This window comes from Dapis brunnea BLCC-M229 (assembly GCF_050015995.1).
GTDB lineage: Bacteria > Cyanobacteriota > Cyanobacteriia > Cyanobacteriales > Microcoleaceae > Trichodesmium.
The window spans coordinates 1-13,364 of record NZ_JBNHEP010000307.1; the positions used below are offsets into that span (position 1 = coordinate 1).

General features: G+C 35.1%; 8 protein-coding genes, 1 tRNA gene and 1 pseudogene. 3 read left to right on the plus strand and 7 right to left on the minus strand.

Features of this window, described 5'->3' with window-relative positions; genetic code table 11:
• Window positions 1-202: 202 nt before the first annotated feature.
• The 3 genes from lpdA to ACP6PM_RS35135 all read right to left on the minus strand — a co-directional run bounded on the left by lpdA (window position 203) and on the right by ACP6PM_RS35135 (window position 3,415).
• Window positions 203-1,633, minus strand: a complete 1,431-nt coding sequence (gene lpdA / locus ACP6PM_RS35125) for a dihydrolipoyl dehydrogenase (RefSeq protein ID WP_426591505.1) — start codon at window positions 1,631-1,633, stop codon at window positions 203-205.
• A gap of 163 nt (window positions 1,634-1,796) precedes the next feature.
• Window positions 1,797-2,264, minus strand: a complete 468-nt coding sequence (locus ACP6PM_RS35130; RefSeq protein WP_426591506.1) for a hypothetical protein — start codon at window positions 2,262-2,264, stop codon at window positions 1,797-1,799.
• An 851-nt stretch (window positions 2,265-3,115) separates the two neighbouring features.
• On the minus strand, window positions 3,116-3,415 hold the full coding sequence (locus ACP6PM_RS35135; protein ID WP_426591507.1) for a hypothetical protein: 300 nt from the start codon (window positions 3,413-3,415) through the stop codon (window positions 3,116-3,118).
• 745 nt (window positions 3,416-4,160) lie between these two features.
• Between ACP6PM_RS35135 and ACP6PM_RS35140 the strand changes: the two genes are divergently transcribed.
• A complete protein-coding gene (locus tag ACP6PM_RS35140; RefSeq protein WP_426591508.1) occupies window positions 4,161-4,412 on the plus strand; it encodes a hypothetical protein in 252 nt (83 codons plus the stop codon).
• 595 nt (window positions 4,413-5,007) lie between these two features.
• Here ACP6PM_RS35140 and ACP6PM_RS35145 read toward each other — a convergent pair.
• Window positions 5,008-5,784: a TrmH family RNA methyltransferase gene (locus tag ACP6PM_RS35145; protein WP_426591509.1), complete on the minus strand. Its 777-nt coding sequence runs from the start codon at window positions 5,782-5,784 to the stop codon at window positions 5,008-5,010.
• Between the two features lie 623 nt (window positions 5,785-6,407).
• Window positions 6,408-6,491: transfer RNA gene (locus ACP6PM_RS35150), tRNA-Leu, on the minus strand.
• Window positions 6,492-6,900: 409 nt separating this feature from the next.
• Here ACP6PM_RS35150 and ACP6PM_RS35155 point away from each other — a divergent pair.
• Window positions 6,901-7,218: a hypothetical protein gene (locus ACP6PM_RS35155; RefSeq protein ID WP_426591510.1), complete on the plus strand. Its 318-nt coding sequence runs from the start codon at window positions 6,901-6,903 to the stop codon at window positions 7,216-7,218.
• Between the two features lie 1,309 nt (window positions 7,219-8,527).
• Here ACP6PM_RS35155 and ald read toward each other — a convergent pair.
• A complete protein-coding gene (ald, locus tag ACP6PM_RS35160) occupies window positions 8,528-9,628 on the minus strand; it encodes an alanine dehydrogenase (RefSeq protein ID WP_426591512.1) in 1,101 nt (366 codons plus the stop codon).
• Between the two features lie 620 nt (window positions 9,629-10,248).
• Between ald and murA the strand changes: the two genes are divergently transcribed.
• The gene (gene murA / locus ACP6PM_RS35165; RefSeq protein ID WP_426591513.1) at window positions 10,249-11,628 is read left to right on the plus strand and encodes a UDP-N-acetylglucosamine 1-carboxyvinyltransferase; all 1,380 of its coding nucleotides are present in this window, start codon (window positions 10,249-10,251) and stop codon (window positions 11,626-11,628) included.
• A gap of 1,093 nt (window positions 11,629-12,721) precedes the next feature.
• Here the strand turns inward: murA and ACP6PM_RS35170 are convergent.
• A pseudogene (locus ACP6PM_RS35170) lies at window positions 12,722-12,946 on the minus strand (zinc ribbon domain-containing protein); the annotation flags it as partial.
• Window positions 12,947-13,364: the final 418 nt, after the last annotated feature.

A 13,364-nucleotide genomic window follows, 5' to 3' on the forward strand; every position in this document is an offset into this window, starting at 1 on the left:
TATAACTCATAAATCATAATTGAGGAAAAAATTCTAACCCCCAGTCATTTATCCATTTTTATTGATACCAAACTATCCCTTAAATAAGATTTTGAGGATTTAAGTCTGACCATCACACCACCTCCCTATGTTTTGGAGGATTTGATAGTATTAATATTATTAAATCTACCATTAAATCCACCAATTTTCTAAAGGTTAATAGCTAGTGAACAGTAGCTCGTTTAAACGCTTCATCCAAAACTTCTGACAAAGTAGGATGAGTATGTACATTAAAAGATAACTCATTAACAGACTGCTTTTTAGCTATAGCATTTGCTGCCTCTTGAATTAAATCAGAAGCATGAAGACCAATAATATGTACTCCTAATAATTCTCCTGTATCTTTACGATAAATTACTTTAGCCACACCATCTGTTTCACCTTCAGCGATCGCTTTGGAATTACCCTTAAAATAAGTTCTGACAGTTGCTACTTCAAACCCCTGTTCTTGGCCTAAATCTTTGGCTGCTGATTCTGTCATACCAACATAGCTAATTTCTGGATGAGTAAAAGCTGCCGCCGGGATACTAAGATAATCTACTTCCCGATAACGACCACAGATATTTTCTACCACTGTTATTCCTTGGGCGGATGCTGTATGGGCCAACATCATTTTTCCTGTCGCATCACCGATCGCCCATAAATTAGGTACTGGTTCACCACTTGACAAAACAGCCATTTTGCTATTTACGGGAATAAATCCTCGGCGGTCAGTTTCTACCCCGACAGAATCCAGTGCCAAATCTGTTGTATAGGGAATGCGACCTGTGGCAACTAGACAAGCATCAACTTCTAGAACTTCTTCTACTTCTTTAGTCTTGGCATCAGCAAGTTCAATAATTACTGGAGACCCAGGAACTACCTTCATAGCCAACTTACCAACTTTCGTCTCAATATCTCTTGATTGAATTAGAACTCTTTGTGCAATCTTAGCTATATCTGGATCGAAAGTAGGCATTAACCGATCTAACGCCTCAATCATTGTAATCTCACATCCAAGGGCAGTGTAAATATCAGAAAATTCTAATCCGATATAACCACTACCAATAATTGCAACCCAAGGTGGTAACCAATCTAGTTTTAGAGCATCATCACTGGTAAAGACCGTCTTACCATCCAGTTCTATTCCAGGAGGAACAAAAGGTACTGACCCAGGAGCAAGTATAATATCTTTGGCAGTAAAATTTTCTTCTCCCTTTTCCGTCTTAACCGTAACTTTTTGTTTTCCTGCTACCTGACCCCAACCTATAATCGTATCGACACCTAAACGTTTAAGGCTGTTGGTCATGTCACCTCTTATTTTGGTAACAATGTTACTTGCATGAGAAGCAATTACTTGTCGATCATAAGCCACATTATCTAATTGAATGCCCAGAGTTTTTAAGTGGTGAGTATCCCGTAACTCTCGAACTTTGCCAGATGCTGCCAGGAGTGCTTTGGATGGTATACAACCTCGGTTAACACAAGTACCACCCATTTCTGCTGCTTCTACAATAGCTGTTTTTAGGCCACAGCTCGTAGCGTGTAATGCTGCACCATGTCCACCGACACCTGCGCCGATAATTATTAAGTCGTAATCAAATTCTTGAGTCATCTCTGTTTTCTAAAACTTCTCGGTATGTTTGCAAAAACAACAACATATAGCTAAACATGATTATTAGGAATTTTTTTGACTCCTTTGGCCTATCTCCCTAGAGATTAACTTGGCCTAACAAATCATAATAAATTCTCGAGATAGAATTATCCATCAAATCAAATTAGATGCACTTATTCTGGTTTATCATCGAATTTTCAAATTCCTTTTTCCAATCTTTAGGTAGAGCCATATAAAACGCTGATGTATAATAATCATCATTTTTAAAGCGACAAATATCAAGGGCTTGGCTATATTTGCTTTTTTGTGAAATTTCATACTCGGCATCCGTCATTATTCGTCCTTTGACTGGAGCATTGCAACAAATGAAGTAGCCATATTTTCGGAATTCCGCTTCAATATAATTGGCGCAAATATCATAATAAAATATAGGGTAAGTCAAGAATGCAAGTAGTGGTAAAGAGCTTTTTGCGATAACAAGGGGCAACATTTGCTCAAAAAAATGAGGGCCTATATAGCCAATAGAACCAACACAGATCAAAATATCTATTTGTGAAAAAATATCTTTAAGGTCATCAGTTAATAAGTCATGCTTAAGATCGAAAACATATCCTTGCTTGCATAAATTCATCTTTATTGGCAAACTCTATAGCAGGTTTTGAACTATCCAACAAGTAAAACTTATATTTATTTGTATCCTGAAAACGATCCATGTAAAACTTTTCGATGTCTCCCCATAAATGTCTTTTTAACCGATTGTCTTCCACATAAAAATCGATCAACTGCGACCAAGTTAAATCCCATAATTTTAGTGTAGAAATAATACCATAAGACGAAACTAACTCCATAATCTTTACAGAACCCTGTAAATCATTGCTGAGTTTCTCAAATAATGAATTTAAGTAGCGCATAGCATAATTCGGGCACAATATACTATTTCTCCCTAGAAAAAATCATATAATCAGCAGAAGTTTCTGCAGTCTAAACACGAAACCAATATTTATTCTGCTAATTTCATAAAATATTGCTACACTCACGATACAGGGAATAGGTATGGAGAGAAAGAAAAAAATAATAAAAAAAGATAAAACATTTTTTTATTTTGACAATTTATGGAATTTATAATTTTTTATTGTAGGAATAAATCACAAATTTAAGATGTAACTGTCTTTTTTGAATTTGGTATTATTTTCTATCTTCATTTTTTACTGTACAAATACTTATGGTTGAACTTTACAGGAGGAAAAAAGTTTAAGCTTGCCTTCAAAAATACCATTGTTATCAAACACTTTAGCATTTGCAATTATCAATGTTTGGCGTTGCTGAGTGGTAATGATTTTTAGATTAAGTATCAACGCTAAAAATCTGTTTTTCAATTTTACCTTTAGCTACTTACCATTACATTTCAGCAAAGCCCAATGTTTTGTCTTGGTATTTTTTCATGGTGGTGAATTTCATTTCTACATTAATGTTTTCTTGTTCTCAGATGGCCTTTTTGTAAGAAAAATTACTTTCTATCACCCAAGCTTTAAATGTTTTTTCAGTCAACCAATTCCAAATATGTCCATATATAATTGCAAGTTGACTCAGAAATTCAGAAGTTGAAAATATCGTTAAATGAAAAGCATCTGCATCAGTTAGTGAAACAAAGGTAGAGTTCATTCGCAATTTTGCTTTCAATATATCTTCCAAAATCTCAATTTCTAAAATTTCCCAGCAATCTTCCTTGACTCCACCATTAAGGTAAGGTGATGATATTTTCAAAAAATCTTTTGGTGTCAAGTGCTTCTATAGCATATCAATGTTCTCAAATTAATCAGTATTATAATATTTTCGATGAGGGTATAGTCAGTTTTTTAGTTATGATTAACTACACTATCTACTATATAAACCATTTGGGAATTTCTTACCTAATGATCGGTCTTACAGTTTCTTTGTTTAATCATTATTGGCATAATATAGTTCTCACTCAGCTATTACCTAGCTCTAAATTGCTTAATATACTAGCTACTTCAGCTTGAAAAAGATACCAAATAGTTTTTATCTATTACTTTCATCTACACTGTCTTTCTCCAAATCACTTATTAGTCAGTTAAACTTTGAATTTAAATATTTTGAACTTAAATATATAGAGGGGAAAAATTAATATGGATAAAAAAGATATTCGTAGTAGAGCAGCCAAAACATTTATGGATAACTTTATTATAATATTTTCGATGAGGGTATAGTCAGTTTTTTAGTTATGATTAACTACACTATCTACTATATAAACCATTTGGGAATTTCTTACCTAATGATCGGTCTTACAGTTTCTTTGTTTAATCATTATTGGCATAATATAGTTCTCACTCAGCTATTACCTAGCTCTAAATTGCTTAATATACTAGCTACTTCAGCTTGAAAAAGATACCAAATAGTTTTTATCTATTACTTTCATCTACACTGTCTTTCTCCAAATCACTTATTAGTCAGTTAAACTTTGAATTTAAATATTTTGAACTTAAATATATAGAGGGGAAAAATTAATATGGATAAAAAAGATATTCGTAGTAGAGCAGCCAAAACATTTATGGATAACTTTGAGAAACAACTTAATCTTGCTCTTCAAGAAACTCAAATTGAAGACAATAATTCAGAACTTGCAAATACCAACAAAAAATCAAAAGAACATCAGTCAAATGAACAATGTAATTTATCAGAGTTAGAAGAAGCGATCGCTGACATAGATAAATATATTCAGACAAATAAAGAACATTCACCATCATTTCCCTCTGAATAAAAAATTAGGCGTTGCTGAAACACGGTATAATTTGATAATTTGGGATTGTTTGAATTACTTGTTAATATTAACTGTTCCCTATTATTTGTTCCCTATTATTTGTTCTTTGTTCCTTATTACCTATAACTTACCTTCATACCTTAATTGAGCAATGCCAAAAATTAAAACAGTCCTAAAATAGTCAAGATATCAAAACTATTTCCGGCTGAAGTGTTCTCTGATTCTTACTAATCCCTATTTCTTTTTCCCTACTATGTATCATTAGCAAATTGATATTTTCCCGACGTTAAACTTGTGCGACAAAGTGGGATTCCTAAACCTTACGTTGGCTTTTGCGTAGCATGACCCAGGAAAGCTCAACTGAAGGAAGCTTTGGGTTTGATGTTTCTCGCGCACCTGCTTCCCTTGCCGAAGCCCTCCCCCAGATATGCATATCCTAAAACCTTATTCCATCTAAAAATAGGACAAAACTGGTAAAAACCAATTAACCCAATCAGTTTTCCCATCCCCCCAACGACTCTCTTTCCAAGGGGGAGATGAATACCCACACTCTTCAACCAACATTGAGATAAATATAATAGTGGACTGCTTTTGATTAAGATTGACGTTGACGCTGAACCTCATACAAAATTATAGCTGTACTTATGGCAACATTTAAAGATTCTACACCGTTACTCAAAGGAATATTAACAGAATAATCCGCCAAATCAATTAAATCTGTTGACATACCAGAACCTTCATTTCCCAAAACTATTAGTGTAGGTTTTCGTAAGTCTATCTGCCAATAGCTAATATTGGAGTTTGGAACTGTCGCTAAAACTTGCAGACCTTGACTTTGTAATTGTAATACTTCAGTCTTTAGGTCTTCAGATATTGCTTTATGTAAATTAAACCATTCCCCGGCTGATGCCCGAACTACTTTAGGATGATACAAATCTACACTATCTCTACTCACAAATAAGCCATCTATATTTGTTGCTGTAGCTGTCCTGATTATAGTTCCCAAATTACCAGGGTCTTGTATTTTTTCTAAAGCAATTCCCAAGGTCTTAATCTTCAGAAAATTTGTTTGGCTCTGTGGTGCTATAGCCACTACTCCATCAGGATTAATTGTAGTAGCAAGAGATTGAATAACCCTAGCACTTACTAATTCTATCCTTTGAGCTTTTTGGGATACTAATTCACACAAAGATTTATGTTTTTCTTGCCATTCAGGTGTATAACAGACAGTTGTAAGAGGATAATCTCTTCTGCAAGCTTCTTCTAACAGATGAGTTCCTTCAACTAGAAATAATTGTTGTTCCCGCCTCCCTTTTGATTGGTGAAGTTGGCGGATTTGCTTGATCAAAGGATTTTGCAAACTGGTCAGCACTGTTAATATTTGATTGCCTATTTAGGGTCTGCTGAAAAAGTATTAGGTGTGAGGTTAGGAAAGAGCGATAGGGCGACAGGAAACATTTTTATCATTCTGCTAACTCCATTTAGTTACTTGTTTATCTTCTAAAAATTAATTTAGTACGTGATAGTACAAGAACTCTTAAATTGAAGTGAGCCGGCTTTAATAATACTTACTTATCTTGGTAGCTAATGATTTTAATTTTATTCAGCAAGCCCTTTTTAGCATTTCCATTTAACAATTAGGTAGTGGTGTACAAGTAGTGATTTTTGCAGTTAGGTTCCTGACAGTGAAAGGGGTTTACTTATAAATATCACTACATCTACAGGACTACCAAAAATTAAAATTAATCTAAGACAAAGGCTAGAAGGAAAAAATGTTTCAAACAAATTAGAAAAAAAAGTTTGAGAAGAAGATTTTGTATTATCTAGTTTTCCCTCATGTTTTGTTATATTTTCCTTTTTTCTAGCCATTCAGTTTTTACAACTCATTTAGGTTTGAAGTACCTCAACTAAACTTTGTTTAGGTATTTCTTTTTGTCTTTTTAGGTTGATCTGTGTAGCTACACACTTATTCAAACCTATAGTCTAAAGATACAATGCGGAACCCGGGACTTGAACCCGGAAGTCCTTGCGAACACTAGAACCTGAATCTAGCGCGTCTACCAATTCCGCCAGTTCCGCTAAGTGACAATTCTTTATTATTACTTATCTATTCAAATTTGTCAATTACGATATTTTTATTATAAGTAAAACTAATTTTATTATAGATTATATTTGTAATTTGAAATTTTTTAAATTGTTATATAACTTAATAAAATGAAGCTTATTGAGAATATTATCATTTATTTTCACCTATTTACGTTATTTGAAAGATTTGGTACAATAGTGAACATTAATGTAAAATCTTGCAGAGCATTCTAACCTTCTCTAAATTAGACATCTATAAATCCATTGATACCGTTAACTTAAACTACATAATAGCTATTTAAAAACTTATAAATAGTTTTTTTAGTTAATGAAGCTTAACACTTTTCTGAACGGTATTTGACAAAATAAATCTTTGATGATATGAAAGAAAATTTTAGATGAAATGATTTTAACAGGTCAGTTGATCAGAAACAGTTGTTTGCGTTATTGGATAAATAATCAAAAAGCTAGCCGTAACGACTTACAAAAACTTTGTTCTGTACTAGCAAAAGATGTTAATTTTCCTTGGGCTAAAAAGTTAAATTCTCAAGCCAGACAGGCATCAGCCGATAGAGCATGGCAGTCAATACAACGATTTTATAAAAATTGTCGGCAAAATAAACCAGGTAAAAAAGGTTCAAAAAATTCACCTGTTCATAGGAGCAATAGTAAACAATACCTAGGGGCACGCCTCCTGCCTCCTGCGGAGGAGCTGCGCTAACGGAGGAGCTTTGCTAACGGAAACTGGGGCTAAAAGTCCAAACGCTACGGGAGAGTCCGACCTCTGGAGCGCGTGATGGCAATATTGCGATCTTTAAGTTGTCTCTATGAACGTAGAATCATCAATGATGGGAATCCCGCATCAAATCAAAGATTATGATGCCGGGAGTATGTCAATTAGATAGAGGGCAATTAAACTAGTTGGTGGAACTTTACAGTAGATTTCGGACTGATGTACAAAGCGTGAGGCGTGAAAATTCATTAATGGATAATGGATAATTGATAATGGATAATTACCTCTCCCTTTTAGGGAGAGGATTGACTAATAAGGAAAAAATTTATTCTTAAGGGAAGATTGGAGGCAAGCGAGGAGACCTCGCCATCCCATCCTGACGGAATGCTGGGCTTTCCGACCGCTCTGTTGGTCGATTGGATATGCCGAGGAGACCTCGCCATCCCATCCTAACGGACTGCTCCGCAAACGACCGCTTTTTTCCCCTATCCAAGGGGAGGCTTTTAACCTAAACTGTTTAATTATTTAATTATTAATTATCCGGTAAAACTCTTGTGGTGCAGGTATCTTGCCAGCTAAATGTTTACCTCATAACAGAGGAAAGTGCTGTAATATTTTTGAAAAAGAAAATGGCTGAAAATTATAGACAGAATATTGGAAATACATCAACTAGCTAAACAGATCAAAATCCAGAGAGTATTTTAGAAATATTGACTGTTAATTTGAGCAGCCAAGTATTTAATTTGAAATTTGGTATAGCTGAGAATATCAGCTTATGTTCTTTTGTGTGAATCGTGGAAGATTCCTTTTCCCAAAAAATTGGATAGTTTTTTTTCTTTATAGGTATAGTAAACGTTCTACATAAATAAATATAGTCGTATATAGTCAAATATTTTCGTTGATTTGTACTAAGGAGTAGTGTCAGAAAAACCTGAACAGTTTTTATGATGAAAGCTAGATTTCACAATCTATTTCAGATAAAATTCGTAGAACTTATTTTTACATGATTCCTAAGCAGATACTAAATATTTGGCAAAATCAAATAACTCTTTCATCAAGTTTAATTTTACCATTAAACATTAAACTAGCTGAGAATTAAAAACTAAATCATCAAATGCTCGGAGCCTTTAGTAAGGCAAACCACTTGATTTATGAAATTAGTTGACAGACATATTATTCAGAAAAATCATCAGTTTTATGCTGAAATTGACCGACTGTGTTTCTTGTCTAAAAATCTTTATAAATATGCTAATTATTTAGTTCATCAGTCTGTTGTATTTGAAAATATTTGTTGTCACTATACTGAGTTTTTATTGCTTAGATCGGGAAATACTTCTCGGACAGCAGGATGAACCAAAACATGGTCTTTAACATTCAATCCCTTAGCCAATCCCGGATTCATTTCTAAAGCTTTACTACCATAGTTGGCTAACTGCAATACATAAGGCAAAGTGCTATTATTTAAAGCCTGAGTAGCTGTCCAGGGAACTGCTCCTGGCATATTAGGTACTCCATAATGTACAACACCTAATTCCACATAAGTAGGATTTGTATGAGAAGTAGGATGTAGAGTTTCCACACAACCACCTTGATCCACAGCCACATCAATAATTACAGAGCCAGAACGCATCTGCTCCACCAAACTTTTAGGAACTAACACTGGAGAACGACGACCAGGAACTAAAACGGCACCGACAAGCAAATCACAATCTTCTACTGCTGCTTCTATAGCAGAAGAACTACTATATAGTAACTCTACCCTTGAGCCAAATAGAGTCTCTAAATAAGCCAACCTTTCCAAATTAATATCCAAAATTTGGACTCTTGCACCAAAACCAACAGCAATCTTAGCTGCCTCTGTACCAACTACCCCTCCTCCTAGAATTACAACCTTGCCAGGGGTAACACCAGGAACTCCACCCAATAGAACACCTCTACCGCCTTGTTGCCTTTCCAAAAATCTTGCCCCAAACTGCACAGACAAACGTCCAGCTATTATACTCATAGGAGTTAACAAAGGTAGCCTTTGGTCAGCTAGCTCTACCGTTTCATAGGCGATCGCCATCACACCACTTTCAATCAACCTTTCAGTTAACTTCCGATCCGCAGCCAAATGTAAATAAGTAAATAGTAGTTGTCCTGATTTGAGAAACTGATACTCTGATGATAAAGGTTCCTTGACCTTGACTATCATTTCACAATTCCAAACATCTTTAGTATCTGATAAGATATGTCCGCCTGCTTGAAGATAATCACTATCACTAAAACCTGCACCTAAACCAGCTTCTGTCTCTATAAATACCTGGTTACCTGCTTCAGTACAGACCCTAACACTTGCAGGAGTTAGTCCTACACGAAACTCTTGATCCTTAATTTCCTTTGGAATACCTATTTTCATCCACCATCTCCATTTCTGTACCAGGGTATATTTTTTACCACTTTACTCTAACTCAAAATCAATTTAAGATATATGGCAGATATAAACCATTTAGTATCAATACCTTTGATGACAATTTTGAGGCACTGAGTCAGGAGTGGGAATTAGGCAATAAGGGAGAAAGGTGGAAAATATTCCCATACTCCTCCAACATGAATACCCATATCTTCTCACTCTCTTTTTGGTATTACTCACTTCCCCCTAGAAGATTACCTAACAAAATTTGACTGCAAGTATATGCTGCAATGATCTACTAATTATAATTTTGTGCCAGGAATGGAGTAACGCCTGGGATTAAATTTTTGAAGTACGGAGTCCCCTCTGGGAAAAAGCAATAATTGAAAAATGTTCCAATACAGCCCATCTCCCCATCTCCTAGCCTCCCCCTCTATTTTTGAATAGAACCCATTTGGGTTCTATAGATGGTAGTCTTTAAACTTAAATCCCTACAATTTTTCCGGAGCTATCTAAATTTTCTTGGCAACTTAGATTAAGAAAAAGAATTTGTCAACCCCTAGACATTTGCTTACTTTCCAGTACAATCAAGAGCAAAAATTAAAATCAATAAATTAATTAGGCTATTGAGGGAGGATAGAGCCATCAATCAACAATTAGATTCAATCACAGAAACCGACAAGCCAAAGTTATCCCCTGTCAATCAGTCAATACTGAAAATTTGGGGTCCTTCTCGTTTACAAGGAAAAATTAATATTAGTGGTGCTAAAAATTCAGCACTCCCTGCAATGGCAGCAACACTACTTTCTTCAGGGGTTTGTCGTTTACGTCAGATCCCATGTCTAGCAGATATTAACACAATGGGAAAAGTATTATCTGCCCTGGGAGCAAAAATCACACAGGATGGTAATACTTTAGATATAGATGCTAGGGATTTAGATAATCCTGAAGCTCCTTATGAATTAGTTAGACAGTTGCGTGCCAGCTTTTTTGCTATAGGTCCTATTTTGGCTAGACTGGGAGTTGCTCGTGTCCCCCTACCAGGAGGATGTGCTATTGGTGCTAGACCTGTTGACCTTCATGTTAGAGGTTTACAAGCTCTAGGAGCAGAAGTTCATATTGAACATGGTATGGTTAACGCTTATATCAGTGGTAGTAAAAAAAAGTTACAAGGGGCAAAAATTTATCTTGACTATCCCAGTGTTGGGGCGACTGAAACTTTAATGATGGCAGCTACCTTGGCTGAAGGAGAAACCATCATTGAAAACGCAGCTCAAGAACCAGAAGTAGAAGACCTGGCTAATCTATGTATAGCTATGGGTGCTCAAATTTCTGGTGCAGGTACAAAGAGTATAGTCATATCTGGGGTCCCAAAACTACATTCGGTAGATTATACTATTATACCCGATCGAATAGAAGCTGGGACATTTTTAATAGCTGGTGCGATTACAAATTCAGAAATAACTATTGCACCAGTAGTTCCCAAACATTTAAGTGCAGTTATTTCTAAACTCCAGTCAGTAGGAGTAAAAATTATACAGGACAAATCTGATAGCTTACGCATTTTACCTAGTGAAATATTAAAATCTACTGATATTGACACTCAACCATACCCTGGTTTTCCTACAGATATGCAAGCTCCATTTATGGCTTTATTAAGTGTCTGTTCCGGCAGTAGTTCTGTTACAGAAACGGTATTTGAGAATCGTATGCGTCATGTTTCAGAACTAAATAGAATGGGTGCTAATATTAGGGTAAAAGGAAATCATGCCATTGTCGAAGGAGTACCTAAGTTATCCGCTGCTCCAGTAATTGGTACTGACCTGAGAGCTTCTGCTGCCTTGATTTTAGCAGCCTTAGCAGCAGAGGGGGAAACAACATTTCAGGGTCTACAACACCTTAATCGAGGCTACGAACAACTAGAAATTAAATTGCAAAAGTTAGGAGCAAAATTGCAGAGGTTAGACCTAGTTAAAGAAAATGAAATTTTACCAGATTCTATCTAAAAAAAATCCAATTATACTTTAGTAAGAACTGAGACCATTAGGCGTTTCGTTGGCTCGGTAGGAAGGATTGATTGGGTACAATGGGATTCATACTTGTATATCTTAAATCTATTCCTACCCCATATATTACTCACTCAGACCACTATTAGGGTCTGATAGGTAAATGATTTGAATATATTTTTACAGGTTATAGCAACTGTCAATATCATCCTAACTGGAACGAAACGCCAAAATAAAATATAGTCCAATAGTTAGGTTTTTATCTAACATGTTGTGAGAAGACCCGCTTTTTCCTGTGGTGAATGCCTATAGAAATCTGTATCTGTAATAGATATGGATGATTTAAAAGAAGTATATCTAGATCAAAAAGTTGAGATTGTTAATCAAACTAAGGGTTAACAAGAGAAAATTATGGCAGACTTGATTGCTGTTATTACTTCTTTTAATACCAAATCCGGTTATAAAAAGTATCTTTTTGAAATTCCTCTCTAACCCTTCTGCCTTCTGCCTTCTGCCTTACCCTCATTATAAGGCTCTCGTGTAAACCGGATTTAGTATAACTCTCGAATTTACGGATAAAAAAGGTCAAAAAGAAAAAGCGAAAAGATTATAGTCTAATTAAAATAAGTTCTGAAAAAACGCAACTAGCTGTTAAAACTTCATCTATTCAACTCCTAAGTAAAGTGACAGGAAAACAAGGTTAATCAAACTCTCAGAAACTTAAACTGAATTTCCGACCTAGTTAGCTGACCGTATAACTGAAGCAATAATTCCAAATGTGATTTTTATGTAATAGAGGTCACTCCTGAAGAAAAATGACAGTTATTCACCCAAAAAGATCAAGATAGAAAGCATAAATTTAGTTTTGGATTTTAATGGCTTTCACTTCAAAATCAACTGGATTTAACCACTTTGTTGATTAAAAGCAGACCATGAAAAAGTTAGAATCAATTTTGACACCAATATAGCCCTCAGTTGGGAATCTATGTTATTGACACTCTCACCGTTAAATCAAAGATTATAAGGGGAGATTCTTGTTTCACAGATTCTTAACTAGATAACAAATAAAACAAGTTGAGTTGCACCCCCGCTACTACCATTTCCACAAGCTTTCTTGCTCCGTCTTGACGCGCTCGAAAACCTCAGCCCAGGCGGTGCGCTTTTCTTCTACCGTGTGCCCCACGGCTATTAATCCTCTATTTCTAATCACTTTTGCAGCAGCTATATCGCGGTTTTCTTGGTGGCCACAACTGTTGCAATTGTGAATTCTTTCAAACAATTTCTTTTTCTGAATATGACCACATAATGGGCATACTTGAGAAGCATAATCCTTATTAACTTTCCCATAATACTTACCTCGTTTCCAGCAAACATAAGTTCAATAATGAATAATGAATAATTATTCATTATTGAAAACGGATAGGATTGACTAATCATAAAAATTTTTATTTATTATCCCCTTAAAAGGGGAGGCTTTAAACCAAAATTTTTCGGTAATATTTCATTGATAAACTGACCTATACCACGATCTAAAGATTGCTTTCCAACAATACCTTTAGACAAAGAAACAAAGTTGATATCTTCTACAAAAATATTATCTGCTAAGTCACAAAGTTGATGAGTTAATTTCCAATGTCAATCACGTCTAGTATTAGAGATTTTCTCATGCATGCAGTTTAGATATTTTTTCTGAATCTTTAACCAATTACTCGAACTTTTAGTCTTATGCTTTAGTC

What these genes read in the sequence shown, in the direction of transcription:
- lpdA (WP_426591505.1), bottom strand. Translation starts at nt 1,633, where the DNA reads ATGACTCAAGAATTTGATTACGACTTAATAATTATCGGCGCAGGTGTC.
- ACP6PM_RS35130 (WP_426591506.1), bottom strand. Translation starts at nt 2,264, where the DNA reads ATGAATTTATGCAAGCAAGGATATGTTTTCGATCTTAAGCATGACTTA.
- ACP6PM_RS35140 (WP_426591508.1), top strand. Translation starts at nt 4,161, where the DNA reads ATGGATAAAAAAGATATTCGTAGTAGAGCAGCCAAAACATTTATGGAT.
- ACP6PM_RS35155 (WP_426591510.1), top strand. Translation starts at nt 6,901, where the DNA reads ATGATTTTAACAGGTCAGTTGATCAGAAACAGTTGTTTGCGTTATTGG.
- ald (WP_426591512.1), bottom strand. Translation starts at nt 9,628, where the DNA reads ATGAAAATAGGTATTCCAAAGGAAATTAAGGATCAAGAGTTTCGTGTA.